The organism is Arthrobacter sp. BL-252-APC-1A (assembly GCF_009696625.1).
Taxonomy (GTDB): domain Bacteria; phylum Actinomycetota; class Actinomycetes; order Actinomycetales; family Micrococcaceae; genus Arthrobacter_B.
The window spans coordinates 63904-83859 of the sequence record NZ_VULS01000006.1; the positions used below are offsets into that span (position 1 = coordinate 63904).

Genomic DNA, 19956 nt, shown 5'->3' on the forward strand with positions numbered 1-19956 from the left:
GGTGCTTAGGAACCTGTGATGTCTGATGCTGCGCTGCGGACAGCGCGGTCTGCCTTGGCGATCTGCTTGCGTGTCTGCTTGGTGACTTTGCGTGAGCGGCGGCCGGCATCCTTGCCCATGGCCCGCACGCTGCGCTGCGTGTCGGAGACGAGGTGTTCTGCACGCCAGGCAAGGCCGGGCCGGCCGTTGGTATCCACTGCGGCTAGCAGCACTCCGCCGATCAGGGAGAGGTTCTTGAGCAGCTGGGTGCGCCGTTCCTTGCGCCCCTCCTGGGTTGAGGCGTCCGCATTGCGGTACTCCACGAACGTGTTGACCCCGGCCGTTGCCGCCAGCACCAGGCCGGCCAGGCGGGAGAACTTGCCCAGGCCCAGCATGGCAGCAGCGCCAAGCTGTGTGGCGCCCAGGACACGGGCTACGGCGACGGGGTTCTCTGCAAGCCCTGCTGCCGAAGGAACAGTGGCGCCCAGGCGGTTGAGGGTGGGGGTGAGCTGCTGGGCGGTCTGGTCGGCGTTGCGCAGCCGTTCCACACCCGCTGCCACGAAACCGGCAGCGAGGAGCGGTCGGGCTAGGGTTCGGACAATCGTCATGCGTGCCTCCTGTTTGACGCCGGTCAGGCGTGCGGTTTGCGGGTGATGCGGCTGCGCCGGCCGCGGAACGTGACCGTGCGCAGCGACACCCCTAGTCTGGCACTTTTGGTGACCTTGTACACCTCGGGGGCTTTAACTGTCTACTGCCCGGCTCCGAGGAATATCCGCAGGCGGGCAGGGGTTATGGCTGGTACCGCCGCGGGGCCGGAAGCCCGGAGCCGCCGGCGGCCAGGGAACTCTCGACGAAAGCGGAGGCAGATGGCGGGCTTGTTGCTGCAGGACCGAAACACGGCTGGGCCCCCGGAGCCCGGGTTGCTGGCGAGCACACGCCCCTTACACTTGGACGTAATGAGAACTGATGTGCCGGAAGGCAGCCCACAGGTGGAAGATCCGGGCCTCGACGTCGCAGCTGAGTCCGAACAGGCCCGCAAACTCAGGTTTGAGCGCGATGCCATGCAGTACGTGGACCAGCTGTATTCAGCAGCCATGCGCATGGCCCGCAACCCTGCCGACGCGGAGGACCTGGTGCAGGAGGCCTACACGAAGGCCTTCTCCGCTTTCCACCAGTACAAGCCAGGGACAAACCTCAAGGCCTGGCTGTACCGCATCCTGACCAACACGTACATCAACCTGTACCGCAAGCGGCAGCGTGAGCCGCTGCAGGCCAACTCCGACGGGGTGGAGGACTGGCAGCTGGCCCGTGCGGCTGAGCACAGCTCGTCCGGGCTGCGGTCGGCCGAGGCCGAAGCGCTGGACCACCTCCCGGATTCGGACGTGAAAAGCGCGCTGCAGGCCATTCCCGAGGAATTCCGCCTGGCGGTCTATTTCTCCGACGTCGAGGGTTTTGCGTACAAGGAAATTTCCGAAATCATGAACACGCCGATCGGCACTGTGATGTCCCGGCTGCACCGCGGCCGCAAGATGCTCCGCGAACTGCTGGCGGAGTACGCCCACGAACGGGGCATCAAGGGCAAGGCACAAAAAGCCGCAGCCGGCGCGGCGGAGACCAAGAATCAGGGGAACACACTATGAGCGATTGCCAGAGCCTGGGTGATTGCGACGACGCGCGCATCGAGCGGCTGTATGAATACCTCGACGGCGCCCTCTCGCATAAGGACCTCGTGGAGATCAAGGAACACCTTGAAGGCTGCCCGGAGTGCGCCGAAGAACACGACCTGGAATGCGTGATCCGCTCTGTCGTGAAGAGGTGCTGTACCGAAGAGGCACCCCAGACGCTGAAGGCAAGCATCCTCGCCCGGATCAGCCAGATCCAGTCTGTGGATCACTAGCTCCCCAGGCCAAGAGAAAACCCCCGCCGCCGTTGGAGGCTGCGGGGGTTTTCTGCGTTAGCGCGGATAATCCGGCTACACGTCCCTGATTTAGGTGTTGGGACGCTTGCCGTGGTTTGCGCCGCCGCGCTTACGGTCACGACGCTTGCGTGCTCGCTTGCTCATGGCTGCCTCCTTCGTTCGCTTTCAAGTTCTGCCCTTCAGTCTCCCACACACTGCACCGATGGCGTAAATGCGCCAAATCCGCTCTCCCGGGCACACTCCACGGGCCTTCGCCTAGGATGGGTCCAACCAAGCGACCAAAGGAGTTCCGCATGCGTGCCGTGTACGCCCAGTCCCAGTCCCAGGAGGATCCGCTCAGCGGCCTAGTGGTGGGGGAACTGCCCGTTAGCGAACCGGAGCCGGGATTCCGCCGCGTCCGTGTCCTGGCCTCTGCCCTGAACCAGCACGATCTCTGGTCCCTGCGTGGAGTGGGCCTGCCTGCAGAACGGCTGCCGATGGTGCTGGGATGCGACGGCGCCGGCGTCGACGACGAAGGCAGGGATGTCATTATCCACTCGGTAGTCTCCAGCCCGGGCTGGGAAGGGGACGAAACACTTGACCCGCGCAGGACGCTGCTCTCGGAACGCTATGCCGGAACCATGGCGGACGAAGTCTGGGTTCCGGAACGCAACCTGATTCCAAAACCCGCGCAGCTGAGCTTCGAAGAAGCGGCATGCCTTTCCACGGCGTGGCTGACGGCCTACCGCATGCTCTTTACCGTCTCGCCCGCGGCGCCGGGCTCCACCGTACTGGTCCAGGGAGCCGGGGGAGGCGTCGCAACAGCGCTGGTCTCCCTCGCATCAGCCGCCGGTTACCGCGTGTGGGTAGCCGGCCGAAACCCCGGCAAACTGGAGCACGCCCGCAGTCTGGGTGCCGAGGCCGTTTTTGAGATCGGTGCCAGGCTCCCGGAGCGGGTGGACACGGTTTTTGATTCAGTGGGTGAGGCTACCTGGTCCCACTCCCTGAAGGCGCTGAAACCCGGAGGCGCCCTGGTGACCTGCGGAGCCACGAGTGGAGGGAACCCGCCCGCAGACCTGAACCGGATCTTCTTCCTGCAGCTCAAGGTCCTGGGGTCCACCATGGGCACCAAGGCCGAACTTCAAAGACTGATCGGGTTTCTGCTCGCCACCGGAGTCCGGCCGGAAATCGACTCGGTACTGCCTTTGGAAGAGGCGGCAAAGGGTTTCCGGCGCCTGAATGACGGTGAGGCAACCGGCAAAATCGTGTTCCGGCACTAGCGGGGTTTGGATCCGCAGACAGGAAAGGCGTCCGCCGGAGCGGACGCCTTTCCTGTCTGGCTGGTAAATCCCTAGTTCATGTCCGGAAGGTCGAGCCAGCGGAACCAGCCGCGGTGCAGGACCAGCCAGGCGATAAGCCCGTAGCCGGCCTGGCCGGGAGTGCCGCCGTTGGAAGCAAGGTCGGTACGCCACTGCTCGTGGTTCAGGAGCGGGGTCAGAGTATCGACGTAGACGTGTTTGCGGCGCGTGGTGACGTCGCCGAAGGCGGCGGACAGGTCGGCCAGTTTCCGGTTGCGCTCGGCATCGAGTCCGGGCGGAGGGCCGACGACCAGCACCTTGATGCTCATCTGGGCGGCGCCGTCCAGGATGTTGGCAAGGTTGAGGCGGCTGCGGGCCGTGGACAGTTCCAGGTCGAGATCACGGTCTGAAAGTCCAATAACCAGCCTGTTCTCGCAGGTCTCATCGAACCTCCGGCCGGCTTCCATCAGCCAGCGGTTGGCGAGGGCCTCTGTCCCCTCGCCGGGGGCGGCAAGGCTGTAGGCCTGGAGGGTTGCGTTTTCCGGCGTGGTGCGGGCCAGCACGCGTCCCAGCCAGCCGAGGGCACGGGGGTCACCGTGACCGGCGAGCAGTTCGTCACCGACCGCAGCGAGCCTGATTCTGCGTTGTTCCACGAATTCCCTTTTCAGTTGCGAATGTCGAAGGGGTTAAAAGCCGGGTGGGGCACCATCCGGTGCCCCACCCAACCTAGCCTATTAGCGGCGTTCGAACGCCTTCTTGACCAGGATGTCCTGCTCCACGGCGTGGCGCTTGGCCGAGCCGGTCGCCGTCGAAGCCGACGCCGGACGGGAGACCAGCCGCAGCGGACGGTCCAGTTCCGGCGGCAGGTTCAGGCCGATGAACGGCCACGGACCCTGGTTTGCGGGCTCATCCTGTGCCCAGATGAGTTCCGCGTTCGGGTACTTCGCGACAGCCTCCTGGATCTCCTTGTAGGGCAGCGGGTAAAGCTGCTCGACGCGGATGATCGCCGTCTTCTCATCACCGGACTTCTGGCGGTTGGCCAGCAGGTCGTAGTAGAGACGGCCGGAGACCAGCAGCACCTTGTCCACGGCGTTGCCGTCCAGCTCGGCATGTTCGCCAATGACCGGCTGGAACGAGCCCTGGGTAAAGTCCTCGACCGACGTAGCTGCTGCCTTGAGGCGCAGCAGCTGCTTCGGGGTGAAGACCACCAGCGGCTTGCGGGGACGGCTGTATGCCTGGCGGCGCAGCAGGTGGAAGTGCGAGGCACCGGTCGTGGGGTTGGCCACGATCATGTTGTCTTCGGCACACAGCTGCAGGAAGCGCTCAATACGGGCGGACGAATGATCCGGTCCCTGGCCTTCGTAACCGTGCGGCAGCATCATGACCAGCGAGGAGCGCTGGCCCCACTTCTGCTCAGCCGAGGAGATGAACTCGTCGATGATCGTCTGTGCGCCGTTGACGAAGTCGCCGAACTGCGCCTCCCACAGCACAAGGGCGTCCGGGCGTTCCACCGAGTAGCCGTATTCGAAGCCGAGGGCAGCGAATTCGGAGAGCAGCGAGTCGTAGATCCACAGCTTGGCCTGGTTCGGATCCAGATCGCCCAGCGGAGTCCACTCTGCGCCGGTGGCGCGGTCGTGGAAGACAGCGTGGCGCTGGGTGAACGTGCCGCGGCGGGAGTCCTGGCCGGCCAGGCGAACGGGAACACCTTCCATCAGCAGCGAGCCGAAGGCGGCGATCTCGGCGAAGCCCCAGTCGATGTTGCCCTCACGGGACATCTGCTCGCGCTTCTCCAGCAGGGACTTCAGCTTCGGATGGACCGTGAACCCTTCGGGAATGGTCACATGGGCCTTGCCGATGCGGCCAAGGGTGTCCGCGGAGATCGCGGTGCTGGCCGGTGCCACGACGGTGGAACCTTCCTGCTGCGCCGCGGGGCGCTCCAGGTCGGAGACAGCCTCGGAGTCCTTGGTGATGACCGGGATAGGAGAAGTCTGGGCGGCATGCGTTTCCGCGAAGACCCGCTCAAGGCGGCTCTGGTAATCGCGAAGTGCCTGCTCGGCTTCTTCCTGGCTGATGTCACCGCGGCCAATCAGCGACTCGGTGTAGAGCTTGCGCACCGAGCGCTTGGCCTCGATCAGGGAGTACATCATCGGCTGCGTCATCGAGGGATCGTCGCCCTCGTTGTGGCCGCGGCGGCGGTAGCAGACCATGTCGATGACGACGTCCTTGTTGAACCGCTGGCGGTAGTCGAAGGCCAGCTGGGCCATCCGCACAACCTGCTCGGGATCGTCGCCGTTTACATGGAAGATCGGTGCCTGGACCATCTTTGCGACGTCGGTGGCGTACACGGAGGACCGCGAGGACGTCGGAGCGGTGGTGAAGCCGACCTGGTTGTTCACGATCACGTGGATCGTGCCGCCGGTGCGGTAGCCGCGCAGCTGGGAGAGGTTCAGCGTTTCCGCCACCACGCCCTGGCCTGCGAAGGCTGCGTCGCCGTGGATGAGGATCGGCAGGACGGGGAACTCATCCCCGCGGTCCAGCCGGTCCTGCTTGGCCCGGACAATGCCCTCGAGCACGGAGTCGCCGGCCTCAAGGTGGGACGGGTTCGCGGCAAGGTAGACCTTGGTCTGGTTGCCGTTGTCCGAAGTGAAGGTGCCCTCGGTGCCGAGGTGGTACTTCACGTCGCCGGAGCCCTGCACGGAGCGCGGGTCCTGGGTGCCTTCAAACTCGCGGAAGACCTGGGCATAGGTCTTCCCGGCGATGTTGGTGAGCACGTTGAGGCGGCCGCGGTGGGCCATGCCAATGCCGACCTCTTCCATGCCTTCGTCAGCGGCACCGGAAATGATGGCATCCAGCAGCGGAATCAGGGACTCGCCGCCTTCCAGCGAGAAGCGCTTCTGGCCGACGAACTTCGTCTGCAGGAACGTTTCGAATGCCTCTGCGGCGTTGAGCTTGCTCAGGATGCGCAGCTGCTCTTCGCGGGAGGGCTTGCTGTACGGAGCCTCGAGGCGGTCCTGGAACCAGGAACGTTCTTCCGGGTCCTGGATGTGCATGTACTCGATGCCTGCGGTACGGCAGTAGGCATCCCGCAGCACGCCGAGGATCTTGCGCAGCTTCAGCATCGGCTTGCCGCCGAATCCACCGGTGGGCCACTCGCGGTCCAGATCCCACAGGGTGAGGCCGTGGTTCAGGACGTCGAGGTCCGCGTGGCGGCGCTGGACGTACTCCAGCGGGTTGGTGTCCGCCATCAGATGGCCGCGCACGCGGTAAGCGTGGATCAGCTGCTGGATCCGGGCAACCTTGTTGATCTGCTCATCCGGGTTGACCTGGATGTCAGGGCTCCAGCGGACCGGCTCATACGGGATGCGCAGGGATTCGAAGATGTCATCGTAGAAGTTCTGCTCGCCCAGCAGGAGCTGGTGGATGATGCGCAGGAACTCGCCGCTGCCTGCACCCTGGATGACCCGGTGGTCATAGGTGGAGGTCAGCGTGATGATCTTGGAGATGGCGTTGCGGGCGAGGATCTTCTCATTCGCGCCCTGGAACTCAGCCGGGTATTCAAGGGCGCCGGCACCGATGATGCAGGCCTGGCCCTTGGACAGACGGGGTACGGAGTGAACCGTACCGATGCCGCCCGGGTTGGTCAGGGAGATCGTGGTGCCCTTGTAGTCATCCGCGGTGAGCTTGCCGGCGCGGGTGCGCTTGACCAGGTCTTCGTAGGCGTGCCAGAACTCCGAGAAGTTCAGCGTCTCAGCCTTCTTGATGTTCGGAACCACCAGCAGGCGGGTGCCGTCCGGCTTGGGCATGTCGATGGCCAGGCCGAAGTTGATGTGTGCGGGCTGGACTGCAACGGGCTTGCCGTCCACCTCGTCGTAGTACACGTTCTGGGACGGGAACTGGGCAGCGGCACGGATGATGGCGTAGCCGAGGAGGTGGGTGAAGGAAACCTTGCCGCCCCGGGCACGCTCCAGGTGGCTGTTGATGACAATCCGGTTGTCGATCAGGAGCTTGGCAGGAACAGCCCGCACGGTGGTGGCCGTGGGAACGCTCAGGCTGAGGTCCATGTTGGTGGCAATAGCCTTTGCCGGACCGCGCAGGACGGTTACGGTGTCCTCTTCAGTCTCGGTGTTGGGCTTGGTCTTGGGCAGCTGTGCCGGGATGGGCGCGGACTTGGTTTCCGGCTTGGCAGCGGCGGCGGCCGATTTGGGCTCATCCTTCGGAGAGGATGCTTCCTTGGCCACGGGGGGCTTTCCTGACTGCTGGGTTGCTGCCGGGGACTCCGCGGAAGCCTTGGGTGCCTGTGCCTCGGTGTTCACGACGGGCAGCTGGCGGGTTGCCGGATTGGCGCCGAGTTCGCTCGGCGGAGTTGAGCCGTTCGCGGAGGCTGAGGTGCCGGACGCCTGCTTGGCGTCCTCCGCCTTGAACGAGTCGAAAATGCTCCACCACTTCTTGTCAACAGAATTCTTGTCCTTGAGGTACTGCTCGTACAATTCGTCGACAAGCCATTCGTTCCCGCCGAATTCCTCCGGCAGGCGGTGGTTGGGTTGGTCTGGCACTAGATATACGCCTCTTCCATGAGTTGCCGTTTGCCCTGATGGCACCATGATCTGAGCGCTTCCGCCTCAAGACTTGCTGGTGCGGCCCGGTGCGCAGTGACCGAGACTTGGTTGCAAGTCTAGTTACAGATGGACGGAAGTGGCCAATCTCCACGCTGTGCGCTTGTGGCATTGGACACACTTTGGATTCGCGGACACGTGGGACAATACGCCCGTGCGGCGGCTCATTTTCTATCTGGCGCAGGCTGGTCAAACCTGTAAACTTGAAATTCTATGGACAGCAACTCTAGGCGCCGGCCTGCATCCTGTGCGGTAACACCTGTACGGACGCACAGAGCCGGCAACGCCCGCACAAGATCCCCGCATTCTCCGGCAGCGTCATCGGAGCCTTCCAGTCCGGCTTCTGCCGACCACCCTCCTTCGGGCGCTAATCCGCCAGCCGGCTCCCCGGGAACCGTAAACCCCAGCATGTGTGCGGGGGTGCTTTCCTGACATGGAGTGGCTATTCCTGCTCGCCGGACTGCTGCTTATCTGCGGTACCGGTTTTTTCGTAGCCGTTGAGTTTTCACTGGTTGCCCTCGACCAGCCCACCGTGCGCCGCGCGGTGGAAGAGGGGGACACCCGCGCGGAACCGCTGCTTCGCTGCCTGACCACGCTCTCAACCCAGCTCTCCAGCTGTCAGCTGGGGATTACCCTCACCACCCTGCTGACCGGCTACGTGATGGAGCCGTCGGTCGGGAGGCTGCTGCAGGGCCCGCTGGCATCGCTTGGCCTGCCTCCGGCAGCTTCGCTGTCCGTTTCCGTTGTCGCGGCGATGGTCCTGGCTACTCTGCTCTCGATGCTGCTGGGCGAACTGATCCCCAAGAACATGTCGATTGCGCTGCCCTTTACAGTAGGGCGGGCGCTGGCACGGCCGCAGCTGGCCTTCACCTTTGTGTTCAAGCCGGCCATCCTGCTCCTGAACGGCTTCTCCAACAAGGTGCTGAACCTTTTCGGCCTCGAAGCCAAGGAAGAAGTCTCCGGCGCACGAACCCCGGCAGAGCTGTCCTCGATGGTGCGCCGCTCGGCTGAGATGGGCACCCTGGACGCGGGGACGGCGAACTTCCTGGCCCGGACGCTCTCCTTTTCCGAGCGTACGGCGGCGGACGTGATGACGCCCCGGATCCGCCTCGAGACAATCGACGCAGACCAGCCGGTCTCCGACGTTATTGAGGCGGCCCGCCGTACCGGCTACTCGCGCTTTCCCATCCTGGGCGACTCTCCGGATGACATCCGCGGTGTTGTGCACGTCAAGAAGGCAGTGGCCGTGCCGCGCCGTAAACGTTCCGAACTGCCAGCTGCCGCCATCATGAGCGAGATCCTCCGTGTGCCGGAGACGGTGCACCTGGACTCCCTGCTCTCGGAACTGCGCAGCGCGAACCTGCAGCTCGCCGTCGTCCTTGATGAATACGGGGGAACGGCGGGGGTTGCCACGCTTGAGGACCTGGTGGAAGAGATCGTCGGCGAGGTTTCCGACGAACACGACAAGCTCAAGCCCGGCGTGCTGCAGAGCGCATCCGGCTACTGGTACTTCCCGGGCATTATGCGGCCCGATGAAGTCTCCGTCCTGATCCCGTCGCTGCATGTGCCGGACGAATCCGGCTACGAGACGGTCGGCGGTTACATCATGGCCGAACTCGGCCGCATCGCCGAGGTAGGGGACACCGTTCCCGTGCCGGACGGAATGCTTGAAGTGGAACGAATGGACGGACGGCGCATTGACCGGATCTGCTTCGTTCCCAGTGAACCTTCCAATGCAGGCAGCGTGCCGGAGACAGCAGCGCCTCAGGCCGGCGTCCGGACAGGCCGGCAGTCTTCGCAGGCTGCGGTCCACGGAGCGCGTGCCGTTAATAGAGCCGGTGCTTCCCCGGCACCCAAGGAGGGGGCACGATGAGTGACCTTGCCGGAATTTTTTGGCTGGTAGTCCTGCTCCTGGGCAACGCCTTCTTCGTCGGCGCGGAGTTCGCGGTGATGTCCGCCCGCCGCAGCCAGATCGAGCCACTGGCCGATGCCGGTTCCAAACGGGCAAAGACCACGCTCTGGGCCATGGAACACGTCTCGCTTATGCTCGCCTGCGCCCAGCTGGGCATCACGGTGTGCTCGCTGCTGATCCTGTACGTAGCTGAACCTGCAATCCATCACCTCCTCGCCGCGCCGCTCGAAGCGGTGGGTGTCCCGGCGGAGGTGGCCAACCTCGCGGGCTTCCTTGCCGCGCTGCTGTTCGTGACCTTCCTGCACGTGACCATTGGCGAGATGGTGCCCAAGAACATTTCCGTGTCCGTGGCGGACCGGGCTGCGCTGGCCCTGGCCCCGCCGCTGGTGATGGTCTCCCGGGTGGTCCGTCCGATCACCGCAAGCCTGAACTGGATTGCCAACCACTCCCTGCGGCTTGTTGGTGTCACTCCCAAGGACGAGGTCACCTCGTCCTTCACCCTCCAGGAAGTGCAGTCGATCGTCCAGGAATCCACCCGGCACGGTTTGGTGGCGGATGATTCCGGTGTCATTTCCGGTGCTCTGGAGTTCTCCGGGCAGACCGCAGGGGAAGTCATGGTCCCGCTTGATGAGCTGGTTACGCTGCGCACCGACTGCACGCCGGCCGAGTTCGAAAAAGCGGTGGGCCGCACCGGGTTCTCACGTTTTGTGCTGATGGACGAGGCCGGGAACTTTACCGGCTACATGCATCTGAAGGACGTTATGGCCATCCCGGAAGAGGCCTATGAACGGCCGATCACCGAGAACAAGGTCCGCACCCTAGCCAACCTGCGCCTCGCCGACGGGATTGAAGATGCCCTGGCGGTCATGCAGCGGACCGGTTCCCATGTGGCCCGTGTCCTCGGCGAGGACTCACAGACCCGGGGCGTGCTGTTCCTTGAAGACATCATTGAACAGCTGGTGGGCGAAATCCGTGATGCCACCCAGGCCCAGGGGCTTCGCCGGTCAGGAGAGAGTTTCACCGGCTGAAATCCATCCGCCGCTTAGATGCGAATGATTCGCGTTTAGGTTATGCTGGTCAAGCCCCGGTGCCGCCGGAGGCTGCACCAATACTTGAATGGGGATACTGACACTATGCGCCGACTGCCCTTCCGCGTGGCTGGAATTCTGACTGCCGCAGCCCTGGCACTCTCTGCCTGCTCGGCATCAGAAGACGGCGGAGACAGCGGCGACGGGACCATCCGCGTGGTGGCGTCCACCAACGTCTACGGGAACATCCTGGAGACCGTGGGCGGAGAGTACGTCAGCGTTGAATCGATCATCAACCGCCCGTCACAGGATCCGCATTCCTATGAGGCGACGGCACGGGACAAGCTCGCGGTCTCCGAAGCTTCCGTGGTGGTCCTCAACGGCGGCGGCTATGACGCCTTCATGGAGACCCTGGTCAAGGAGGAGTCCGTCGCCTCCGAAAACGTGCTTAATGCCGTCCAGATCTCGGGTCTTGAGGAAGAAAGCCACGCGGACGAGGACCACGCTGAAGAGGAAACCGGAGGGGACCACGCCGGGCACTCCCACGGCGCGTTCAACGAACATGTCTGGTACGACCCGGAAGCGATGGGCCTGCTGGCAGAAGCGGCAGCCGAGCGGCTCGCCGAGCTTGATCCGGAAAACGAACAGGTCTTCCGTGACAACGCCGCGGACTTCAGTGCCGGAATCCAGGAGCTGGAGCAGCGGCTGGAGGGCCTGCGTGACCAGGCCTCCGGCCGCGACGTGGCGATGACCGAACCGGTGCCCGCATACCTCCTGGAAGACGCCGGCCTGCACAACGTCACTCCGGACGACTTCACGGAATCCGTTGAAGAGGGACAGGACGTTCCGCCGGCCGTACTGAAGACGATGCAGGACCTGATGGCCTCCGGCAGCATCGCCTTCCTGGCCTACAACGAACAGACTTCCACTGCCCAGACGGAAGCCGTCCGCAGGACTGCCGAGGACGCCGGAGTCCCCGTGGTCGACTTCTCCGAAACCCTGCCGGAAAACGAAGACTACCTGGCCTGGATGAACCGCAACGTGACGGCAGTCCAGGACGTCCTGAAGTGAGCCGCGCCGTCGTGCAGCTGCGGGGGGCCTCTATGGCCTTCGGCAGCCGTACGCTTTGGCAGGGACTTGACCTGGACATCAACGCAGGAGAGTTCCTGGCAGTGCTCGGCCCCAACGGCACAGGCAAGACCACCCTGCTGAAGGTGCTGCTCGGCCTGCAGCCGCTCAGTTCCGGCACGGTGCGGATCAACGGACACAAGACCGAACGCGGCAGCAAGGACATTGGCTACATTCCGCAGCAGAAGACCTTTGCTGCCGGCACGCCGCTGCGGGCCCGGGACCTGGTGGGCATGGGGGTCGACGGCGACAAATGGGGGATCCGTCTGCGGCGCGCCCCTGTGCGTGCCCGGGTGGATGAACTCCTGGCCCAGGTCGGTGCCGAAAGCTACGCTGATGCGCCGGTTGGGAAGCTCTCCGGCGGCGAGCTTCAGCGGCTGCGTGCTGCCCAGGCCCTGGCCACCGATCCCGACCTCCTGCTTTGCGACGAGCCCCTGCTTTCCCTTGACCTGCACCACCAGCAGGCCATTAGCGCCCTGATTGACGCCCGTGCGCACGTCCATGATTCCGCCGTCGTGTTTGTCACCCACGAAATCAATCCGATAATCGACTACGTTGACCGGGTGCTGTACCTGGCCGGCGGGCAGTTCCGGACGGGCACGCCGTCGGAAGTCCTGCGCTCCGATGTCCTCTCCGATATGTACGGCTCACACGTTGAAGTGCTGCGCAGCCACGGCAGGATAGTGGTTCTGGGCGTACCGGATGCAACAACGCACCACCACGGCGAAGGCGAGGCCGACCTTGGAACTTTCTGATTTCCTGTCCTCGGTCTTCGACTTCAGCGACTACAGCCAGCTGCTGCCCCTGGTCACGAATTCACTGTGGGCTGCCGCCATCCTTGGACTGGTTGGCGGGCTGATCGGCGTGTTCGTGATGATGCGGGACCTGGCATTCGCCGTCCACGGCATCGCCGAGCTCTCCTTCGCCGGCGCCGCGCTGGCCCTGCTCCTGGGCGTCAACGTGGTGCTGGGATCACTGGTCGGTTCCGTCGCCGCCGCCCTGATCCTGGCACTGCTGGGTCTGAAGGCACGGGACCGGAATTCAATCACCGGTGTCCTGATGCCCTTCGGCCTTGGCCTGGGCATCCTGTTCCTGGCGCTGTACGAAGGCCGATCGGCCAACAAGTTCGGACTGCTGACAGGGCAGATCGTTGCCGTTGACAGCGTTCAGCTGAACCTGCTGGCGGTCTGCGCCGCGGTGGTGATTGTGGGCCTGGTCGCCGTGTGGCGGCCGCTGACCTTTGCCAGCGCGGATCCGGAGCTTGCCCAGGCCCGCGGCGTCCCCGTGGGCGGACTGTCAATTGTCTTTATGTTCCTGCTCGGGCTCTCCGTTGCACTGTCCATCCAGGTGGTGGGTGCCCTGCTGGTGCTCTCCCTGCTGATCACGCCCGCGGCAGCGGCACTGCTGGTGACCTCATCGCCGAGGCTCGTGGTTGGGCTAAGCGTGCTCTTTGCGCTGGCCTCCGCTGTGGGAGGCATCCTTCTGGCACTGGGCGGCCGTATTCCGATCAGCCCGTACGTCACCACGATTTCCTTCGCGATCTACGTCATTTGCCGGATCATCATGGCAATCCGCGGACGTACCCGCCGCCTGGCCACCGCAGCCTAGGCTGCACACCCGGCCGGAATCAGCGGGAGCAGTCAGGGCACAGCCCAAAGACCTCAACTGTGTGCGCGACTTCCGTAAACCCATGTTCACGGCCCAGGCGCGCCGCCCAGCTCTCGACGGCCGGCGCTTCGATTTCCACGGCCTTGCCGCAGTTCCGGCAGACAAGGTGGTGGTGGTGATGCTCGGCCTGACAGCGCCGGTACAGCACCTCACCGTCGATCCCGCGGAGTACATCAACCTGCTCTTCATCGGCCATGGACTGCAGAATCCGGTAGGTGGTGGCCAGGGAGACTTTCTCACCGCGGTCCTGAAGCAGGCGGTGCAGTTCCTGGGTACTCACAAAGTCATCCAGCGAATCCAGGGTGCGGCCCACGGCCAGCCGCTGCCGGGTCACCCGGGGCTCGGCAGGCCGCCGCGGGGACGATGGCTGCGCAGACATTCAAGCCTCCTGGGCTGACGGGGATCGGACCTCAACCCAGATTATCAGCGTTGGCACGCCGTGGCCTGCCCCGGCCCGGTCCGGGGCCCGGAGTATCGTGACCGTATGAAAATGACCAAGTACACCCATTCCTGTGTCAGGTTCGAAAAAGAGGGCTCAGTGCTGGTGCTGGATCCCGGCAACTTTTCGGAGGTCGAAGAGGCCCTCAGGAACGCCGACGCCATCCTGCTGACCCACGAGCACGCAGACCATATTGACCGTGAGCAGGTGCTGCCCATCCTCGCTGACCGCGCCGGCCTGCAGCTTTACGCCCCCGCAGCCCTGGCGGCCTCGCTGCGGGAGGAAACGGGAGACGACGCCCGGACCCGCATCCACGACGTCGAGCCCAACACTGTCCAGGACGTCGCCGGGTTTTCAGTGCGCTCCTTTGGCGGCCAGCATGCCCTGATCCACCCGCTGATTCCCATGGTGGAGAACCTCGCGTACCTGATCGAGGACCGCATCTACCACCCGGGAGATTCCTTCGTTGTGCCGAATGGGCTGAAGGCCGAGGTCCTGCTCGTCCCGATCCATGCACCCTGGTCCAAGGTCGGAGAAGTGATCGACTTTGTCATCGCGGTTGGAGCACGGACCGCCCATCCCATCCATGACGCACTGCTGAACGGGAAGGGCCGCGGGATCGTCGAGAAACACCTTGAACGCTTCGGTGCGATGTACGGCACCAGCTACCAGCAGCTGGCGCCGGGAGACGTGGTGGAGCTGTGACCGGAGTGCTGATCAGCGCAGCCGGGCTGCAGCAGGCGCTGGCCGGCGGGACGCCGGTGCGGCTGCTCGACGTGCGCTGGGAACTGGGCCGCAGCGACGGGTACCTGCGCTACCGGACCGGTCACCTTCCCGGCGCGGTCTACGTTGACCTGGATACTGAACTTTCGGCACCGGCAGGGGCAGGCGGGCGTCATCCGCTGCCTTCCCCGGCAGTGTTCGCAGCACTGGCCCAGGGCTGGGGAATCAACGACGGCGACCTGGTAGTTGCGTACGATGCCTCGGGCGGCGGCGCCGCTGCCCGGGCCTGGTGGCTGCTCCGCCACGCGGGTTTCGCGGATGTCCGGCTGCTCGACGGCGGCCTGCAGGCATGGCAGGAAGCCGGGGGAGAACTCGAAACTGCCGACGTTACTGCTGTCCCGGGCAACGTGGTCCTTTCCTGGGGGCACATGCCCGTGCTGGACATCGACCGCGCCGCGGACCTGGCGCGGGTGGGAGTCCTTCTCGACGCCCGGGCCCCCGAACGCTACCGCGGAGACAGCGAACCCGTGGACCCGCAGGCTGGCCATATCCCCGGCGCCGTCAGCCTCCCCGCTGCGGGAAACCAGGACGAACGCGGCCGGTACCTGCCGGCCGGGGAACTCAGGGAGAGATTCGCCGGCGCCGGCGCAGACGGCAGCAAGCCTGTGGGCACATACTGCGGCTCGGGCATCTACGCCTCCGCCCAGGTGGCCGCACTTGCACAGGCGGGCATCGAAGCGGCGCTGTATCCCGGCTCCTGGTCCGAATGGTCCTCCACGCCGGGGCGGCCAGTGGCAACCGGGACCGGGGACAGGTAGCGTCGAAGTCATGTTTACCGGCCGTCCCGTTCCGCCCCCGCTGCGTGTGCAGCTCCCTGGCGGGGACCGCCAGCCAGAGCAAGGAGAACGCATGAGTACGCTTTTCACCAAGATTATTGAGGGTGAAATCCCAGGCCGTTTTGTCTGGAAGGACGACGACGTCGTTGCTTTCCTGAGCATCGGCCCCCTCGCCGACGGGCACACCCTGGTGGTCCCGCGGCAGGAGATCGACAAGTGGACGGACGCTCCGGCAGACCTGCTGGCCAGGATGACCGCCGTTGCCCAGGCCATCGGCAAGGTACAGGTGGACGTATTCGGTGCCGAGCGTGCAGGACTAACGATCGCCGGTTTCGAAATAGACCACCTGCACATCCACGTCTGGCCGGCGAACTCGCTGCAGGACTTCGACTTCAGCCGCGCGGAAACCAGCCCCGACCAGGACAAGATGGCAGCCAGCGCCGAAAAGCTGCGCGAAGGCCTGCGGGCCGCCGGCCACGGCGAGTTCGTTCCCGAGGCTTAGCCCCGGCAGGAACTTAGCCCCGGCAGGAACTACGCCGGCGCCAGCGCCTGGTTCAAAGCGGTCCGGATCCGTTTCTCTGAAACGGACCGGGCCGTTCCCAGTTCCTGGGCGAAGAAACTGATGCGCAGTTCCTCGATCATCCAGCGCACCTCGGCCAGCGCCGGGGGAGTCCCGCGCCCGGGCGCCAAAGCCGCCACGGCGTCGTCGTAATCATCTTCCAGGCCCTGCACGACCGCCATGTTCAGCGAATCCCGCTGCACGTTGGTGGGCAGCTTTTCCAGCCGCCGCTCAATGCCGCCCAGATAGCGGGGCAGCTGGGCCAGCTGGGCATAGCCCGTCCGTGCCACGAAGCCCGGATACACCAGCTGTTCAAGCTGCGCCCGTACGTCGTTCAGGGCTGAAATCAGTGCCAGGGACGTGGTTCCCTTGAGCTGTTTCTGGATTCGCCGGGTGGCGGAAAGGACCTTTTCGACGATTGCAGTCACTGTGAAGACGGTGTCGATCAGATCCGCGCGAACCCTCTCGTACAGGGCATCGAACTCTTCCCTGGTCCAGGGCAGTTCCTCCGGCGTGAGCTTGTCGATCGCTGCCAGGGTGCAGTCCTCGATCAGGGCGGCCACGGAGCCGTGCGGATTCTGGCTGAAGGTGAGCTTCTCCGCGTTGCTCAGGTGTTCCAGCACGTACTTTGCCGGACTGGGCACCCGCAGCGCGAGCAGGCGGATCACGCCTGCACGCATTGCCGCGGCCTGCTCATCTGCGCTCTGGAAAACACGCAGGCCAGCGGTGCTGCCTTCGTCCACCAGGGCCGGATAGCCCGTGACAGTGTGGCCGGCCACGAGCGTATCGATCCGGCGCTCGATGGTGCCCACGCTCCACTCGGTGAGGCCGGTTTCCTCCCGGAAGGAGGACGATGCCTTCCCGTTCCCGTTTGCGGCGGCCGCGCGGGACGGCTTGGCCGTGGCTGTCTTCTGTGACGGCTTGACGGTTCCGGGCGTGGCTCCCAGGGATTCTGCAATGGCACGGCGGGTCGCAGGGGCCAGCGACTCCTGCAGGGCGGCGAGGTCCTTGCCTTCATCCAGGACCCGTCCGGAGGAATCCACCACGGTGAACCGCATCCGCAGGTGTTCCGGGATAGCGTCCCAGTTCCAGGAACCCGGAGGAATGATGTGTCCCTTCAGGCGGCGAAGGGCCAGCTCCAGCGACGGTTCCAGGGGATCCGACGCCGGGTCAAAGTCCGCTGCAAGGGCAGCTGCAGCCGCCCGCGCCACATCCGGGGCAGGAATGAAGTTCTTCCGCACGGCCTTGGGCAGGGACTTGATCAGGGCCGTGATCAGCTCGGCCCGCAGGCCCGGAATCTGCCAGCGGAACGGTTCAGGGTCCAGCTGGTTCAGGAAGAGCACCGGGACCTCGACAGTCACGCCGTCGTTGGCTCCCGGAACCCCGGGGGTGAACTCATAGGAGAGCGGCAGATCGAAGTCCGCATAGCGGAAGGTCTTGGGGAACTCCGCTTCGTCCAGGCCGGCGGCGTCATCGGTGCGCAGTGCGTCCGGGTCGAAGTCCAGCAGCTTCGGGTCCTCATGCCGGGCATGTTTCCACCACTTGTCGAAGTGCCGTTCGGAGACCACTTCGCTGCCAATGCGTTCGTCGTAGAACTCGAACAGCGTTTCGTCATCCACACGCAGGCCGCGGCGGCGCACCCGGGTCTCCAGCTCTTCGACCTCGGCAAGCAGCGCCTGGTTGCGGTGGAAGAACTTGTGGTGGGTGCGCCAGTCACCCTCAACGAGGGCATGCCGGATGAACATTTCGCGGGACAGCACGGGGTCGATCCGGCCGTAGTTCACGCTGCGGCGCGGAATCACGGGCACCCCGTACAGGGTGACCTTCTCGTAGGCCATCACGGACCCGTTGCGCTTGGACCAGTGCGGCTCGCTGTAGGTGCGCTTGATGAGGTGCGGCGCCACTTCCTCTACCCACAGCGGATCAAAGCGTGCAGCGATCCGGGCCCAAAGCCGGGACGTCTCCACCAGTTCGGCGGCCATGACCCAGTCAGGGGACTTCTTGAACAGTGCCGATCCCGGGAAGACGGCGAACCGGGTCCCGCGCGCGCCGGCGTACTCACGCTTGCGCTGGTCGTACAGACCAATGTGGCTCAGCAGCCCGGACAGCAGGGAAATGTGGACGTCTTTTTCTTTCCCGACCGGATCCACATCGCCGGGGGAGAGAGTGATGCCCAAGGGCTTGGCCAGCTGGCGCAGCTGCGCGAACAGGTCCTGCCATTCGCGGATGCGCAGGAAGTTAAGGAACTCGTTTTTGCACAGTTTGCGGAACTGGGAGGAGGAGAGTTCCTTCTGCTTCTCCTGGACGTAGCGCCAAAGGTTCAGGAAGCCGGTGAAGTCCGAGTTCTCATCCACGAACCGCCTGTGCAGCTCGGCTGCCTTCTGGGCGCGGGCAGGATCGTCCTTGGACGGCCGCTCGCGCGGATCCTGGATGGTGAGCGCAGCTGCCAGGACCATGACCTCGCGGACGCAGCCGCGCTGCCCGGCTTCCACGATCATCCGGCCGAGGCGGGGATCAACGGGGAGCTGGGCAAGTTTGCGCCCGACGGCGGTGATCCCGCCCTTGGGGGCCAGCGCACCGAGCTCGCGGAGCAGCAGCGCGCCGTCGTTGACCGCCTTGGGATCCGGCGGCTGGACGAACGGGAAGTCCGCTACGTCCTTGGGCCCCTGTGCCACGCCCATGGCGGCCATCTGCAGGATGACGGCGGCAAGGTTGGTGCGCAGGATCTCCGGGTCGGTGAATTCGGGGCGGGCCTGGAAATCCTCGTCGGAGTAGAGCCGGATGGCGATGCCGTCCGAGACACGGCCGCAGCGGCCCGAACGCTGGTTCGCCGAGGCCTGGGAAATACGCTCAATGGGCAGCCGCTGGACCTTGGTCCGGTGCGAGTACCGGGAGATGCGGGCGGTGCCTGTGTCAATGACGTACTTGATGCCCGGGACGGTCAGCGACGTCTCGGCAACGTTGGTGGCGAGCACAATCCGGCGGTGCTTGCCGGGGGAGAAGACCCGGTGCTGTTCCGCCAGGGACAAGCGGGCATACAGCGGCAGGATCTCGGTATTGGCGAGCCGCGGGTTGCGGGTGACCGTACCGCGCAGCGCGTCGGCGGCGTCGCGGATTTCACGTTCTCCGGAGAAGAAGATCAGGATGTCACCGGGAGCCTCACGGGAGAGTTCGTCTACGGCATCGCAGACTGCGTCCAGCGGGTCGCGGTCCTCTTCGAGCTCGTCCTCTTCTTCGTCGTCCGTCCCCAGTGCGGGCTGGTTCAGCGGCCGGTAGCGGATCTCCACAGGGAAGGTCCGGCCCGAAACTTCAATCACCGGAGCAGGAGTGCCGTCCGGCGCCGCGAAATGCCGGGCGAAGCGGTCCGGGTCAATCGTGGCGGAGGTGATGATGATCTTCAGGTCCGGCCGCTCCGGCAGCAGCCGCTTGAGGTAGCCGAGGATGAAGTCGATGTTCAGGCTCCGCTCGTGGGCCTCATCGATGATGATCGTGCTGTACTTCCTGAGCTTGCGGTCATGCTGGATTTCCGCGAGCAGGATGCCGTCGGTCATCAGCTTGACCTTCGTATCCCGGCTGGTCTCCCCGGTGAACCTCACCTGGAAGCCCACTTCGGCGCCGATCTCGACGTCGAGCTCCTCCGCGATACGTTCGGCGACAGTCCTCGCCGCGAGACGCCGCGGCTGCGTGTGGCCAATCAGCCCCTTCTCGGCCAGGCCCAGCTCCAGGCACATCTTCGGGATCTGGGTGGTTTTACCCGAACCGGTGGCACCGGCGATCACGGTGACCTGGTTGGCCGCGATGGCGGCCATGATGTCATCCCGGCGTTCCGAGACGGGAAGCTGCGGGGGATAGGAAATTGTCAGTGCCATAGTTGGC

General features: G+C 64.8%; 17 protein-coding genes. 11 read left to right on the forward strand and 6 right to left on the reverse strand.

The annotated features are described in order from the left end of the window. Positions 1–5: 5 nt before the first annotated feature. Positions 6–587, reverse strand: a complete 582-nt coding sequence (locus FYJ28_RS10705) for a DoxX family membrane protein (RefSeq protein WP_055239591.1) — start codon at positions 585–587, stop codon at positions 6–8. 258 nt (positions 588–845) lie between these two features. Here FYJ28_RS10705 and FYJ28_RS10710 point away from each other — a divergent pair, with 258 nt between their 5' ends. Together FYJ28_RS10710 and rsrA are read left to right on the forward strand one after the other, a co-directional pair. After that, the gene (locus FYJ28_RS10710; protein ID WP_082413284.1) at positions 846–1619 is read left to right on the forward strand and encodes a sigma-70 family RNA polymerase sigma factor; all 774 of its coding nucleotides are present in this window, start codon (positions 846–848) and stop codon (positions 1617–1619) included. Then, on the forward strand, positions 1616–1876 hold the full coding sequence (rsrA, locus tag FYJ28_RS10715; protein WP_055239592.1) for a mycothiol system anti-sigma-R factor: 261 nt from the start codon (positions 1616–1618) through the stop codon (positions 1874–1876). The genes FYJ28_RS10710 and rsrA overlap by 4 nt, the downstream gene beginning before the upstream one ends. A 90-nt stretch (positions 1877–1966) precedes the next feature. On the opposite strand, the gene FYJ28_RS17695 is transcribed toward rsrA, so the two are convergent. Further along, positions 1967–2041, reverse strand: a complete 75-nt coding sequence (locus tag FYJ28_RS17695) for a 50S ribosomal protein bL37 (protein WP_369299106.1) — start codon at positions 2039–2041, stop codon at positions 1967–1969. Between the two features lie 149 nt (positions 2042–2190). Here FYJ28_RS17695 and FYJ28_RS10720 point away from each other — a divergent pair, with 149 nt between their 5' ends. Further along, positions 2191–3156, forward strand: a complete 966-nt coding sequence (locus FYJ28_RS10720) for a zinc-binding dehydrogenase (RefSeq protein WP_055239593.1) — start codon at positions 2191–2193, stop codon at positions 3154–3156. Positions 3157–3227: 71 nt separating this feature from the next. On the opposite strand, the gene FYJ28_RS10725 is transcribed toward FYJ28_RS10720, so the two are convergent. Continuing rightward, a complete protein-coding gene (locus tag FYJ28_RS10725) occupies positions 3228–3827 on the reverse strand; it encodes a GDSL-type esterase/lipase family protein (protein WP_055239594.1) in 600 nt (199 codons plus the stop codon). 81 nt (positions 3828–3908) lie between these two features. Beyond that, positions 3909–7727 (reverse strand): multifunctional oxoglutarate decarboxylase/oxoglutarate dehydrogenase thiamine pyrophosphate-binding subunit/dihydrolipoyllysine-residue succinyltransferase subunit, encoded by a 3819-nt coding sequence (locus FYJ28_RS10730; RefSeq protein ID WP_326831662.1) that lies wholly within the window; start codon positions 7725–7727, stop codon positions 3909–3911. 493 nt (positions 7728–8220) lie between these two features. Between FYJ28_RS10730 and FYJ28_RS10735 the strand changes: the two genes are divergently transcribed. The 5 genes from FYJ28_RS10735 to FYJ28_RS10755 all read left to right on the forward strand — a co-directional run bounded on the left by FYJ28_RS10735 (position 8221) and on the right by FYJ28_RS10755 (position 13463). Further along, positions 8221–9660: a hemolysin family protein gene (locus tag FYJ28_RS10735; RefSeq protein ID WP_154579283.1), complete on the forward strand. Its 1440-nt coding sequence runs from the start codon at positions 8221–8223 to the stop codon at positions 9658–9660. Further along, the gene (locus FYJ28_RS10740) at positions 9657–10727 is read left to right on the forward strand and encodes a hemolysin family protein (RefSeq protein WP_154579284.1); all 1071 of its coding nucleotides are present in this window, start codon (positions 9657–9659) and stop codon (positions 10725–10727) included. Before FYJ28_RS10735 ends, FYJ28_RS10740 begins: the two co-directional genes overlap by 4 nt. 105 nt (positions 10728–10832) lie before the next feature. Beyond that, positions 10833–11798, forward strand: a complete 966-nt coding sequence (locus FYJ28_RS10745; RefSeq protein WP_055239597.1) for a metal ABC transporter solute-binding protein, Zn/Mn family — start codon at positions 10833–10835, stop codon at positions 11796–11798. A gap of 32 nt (positions 11799–11830) precedes the next feature. Beyond that, on the forward strand, positions 11831–12610 hold the full coding sequence (locus FYJ28_RS10750; RefSeq protein ID WP_154579348.1) for a metal ABC transporter ATP-binding protein: 780 nt from the start codon (positions 11831–11833) through the stop codon (positions 12608–12610). Further along, entirely contained in the window at positions 12597–13463 is an 867-nt protein-coding gene (locus tag FYJ28_RS10755; protein WP_154579285.1) for a metal ABC transporter permease, read from the forward strand. Before FYJ28_RS10750 ends, FYJ28_RS10755 begins: the two co-directional genes overlap by 14 nt. Before the next feature lie 19 nt (positions 13464–13482). Here the strand turns inward: FYJ28_RS10755 and FYJ28_RS10760 are convergent, their stop codons facing one another. Further along, a complete protein-coding gene (locus FYJ28_RS10760; RefSeq protein ID WP_055239599.1) occupies positions 13483–13902 on the reverse strand; it encodes a Fur family transcriptional regulator in 420 nt (139 codons plus the stop codon). Positions 13903–14007: 105 nt separating this feature from the next. Between FYJ28_RS10760 and FYJ28_RS10765 the strand changes: the two genes are divergently transcribed. The 3 genes from FYJ28_RS10765 to FYJ28_RS10775 all read left to right on the forward strand — a co-directional run bounded on the left by FYJ28_RS10765 (position 14008) and on the right by FYJ28_RS10775 (position 16023). Beyond that, entirely contained in the window at positions 14008–14667 is a 660-nt protein-coding gene (locus FYJ28_RS10765; protein WP_055239600.1) for an MBL fold metallo-hydrolase, read from the forward strand. After that, complete coding sequence (locus FYJ28_RS10770; protein ID WP_055239601.1) at positions 14664–15503, forward strand: sulfurtransferase; 840 nt, start codon at positions 14664–14666, stop codon at positions 15501–15503. Before FYJ28_RS10765 ends, FYJ28_RS10770 begins: the two co-directional genes overlap by 4 nt. Before the next feature lie 91 nt (positions 15504–15594). Continuing rightward, positions 15595–16023, forward strand: coding sequence for an HIT family protein (locus FYJ28_RS10775; RefSeq protein ID WP_154579286.1), 429 nt, complete (start codon positions 15595–15597; stop codon positions 16021–16023). A gap of 29 nt (positions 16024–16052) precedes the next feature. Here FYJ28_RS10775 and hrpA read toward each other — a convergent pair whose 3' ends face one another. Continuing rightward, positions 16053–19949: an ATP-dependent RNA helicase HrpA gene (gene hrpA, locus FYJ28_RS10780; RefSeq protein ID WP_154579287.1), complete on the reverse strand. Its 3897-nt coding sequence runs from the start codon at positions 19947–19949 to the stop codon at positions 16053–16055. Between the last annotated feature and the right edge of the window lie 7 nt (positions 19950–19956).

What these genes read in the sequence shown, in the direction of transcription:
- FYJ28_RS10705 (WP_055239591.1), bottom strand. Translation starts at nt 587, where the DNA reads ATGACGATTGTCCGAACCCTAGCCCGACCGCTCCTCGCTGCCGGTTTC.
- FYJ28_RS10710 (WP_082413284.1), top strand. Translation starts at nt 846, where the DNA reads ATGGCGGGCTTGTTGCTGCAGGACCGAAACACGGCTGGGCCCCCGGAG.
- rsrA (WP_055239592.1), top strand. Translation starts at nt 1,616, where the DNA reads ATGAGCGATTGCCAGAGCCTGGGTGATTGCGACGACGCGCGCATCGAG.
- FYJ28_RS10720 (WP_055239593.1), top strand. Translation starts at nt 2,191, where the DNA reads ATGCGTGCCGTGTACGCCCAGTCCCAGTCCCAGGAGGATCCGCTCAGC.
- FYJ28_RS10735 (WP_154579283.1), top strand. Translation starts at nt 8,221, where the DNA reads ATGGAGTGGCTATTCCTGCTCGCCGGACTGCTGCTTATCTGCGGTACC.
- FYJ28_RS10740 (WP_154579284.1), top strand. Translation starts at nt 9,657, where the DNA reads ATGAGTGACCTTGCCGGAATTTTTTGGCTGGTAGTCCTGCTCCTGGGC.
- FYJ28_RS10745 (WP_055239597.1), top strand. Translation starts at nt 10,833, where the DNA reads ATGCGCCGACTGCCCTTCCGCGTGGCTGGAATTCTGACTGCCGCAGCC.
- FYJ28_RS10750 (WP_154579348.1), top strand. Translation starts at nt 11,831, where the DNA reads ATGGCCTTCGGCAGCCGTACGCTTTGGCAGGGACTTGACCTGGACATC.
- FYJ28_RS10760 (WP_055239599.1), bottom strand. Translation starts at nt 13,902, where the DNA reads ATGTCTGCGCAGCCATCGTCCCCGCGGCGGCCTGCCGAGCCCCGGGTG.
- FYJ28_RS10765 (WP_055239600.1), top strand. Translation starts at nt 14,008, where the DNA reads ATGAAAATGACCAAGTACACCCATTCCTGTGTCAGGTTCGAAAAAGAG.
- FYJ28_RS10775 (WP_154579286.1), top strand. Translation starts at nt 15,595, where the DNA reads ATGAGTACGCTTTTCACCAAGATTATTGAGGGTGAAATCCCAGGCCGT.
- hrpA (WP_154579287.1), bottom strand. Translation starts at nt 19,949, where the DNA reads ATGGCACTGACAATTTCCTATCCCCCGCAGCTTCCCGTCTCGGAACGC.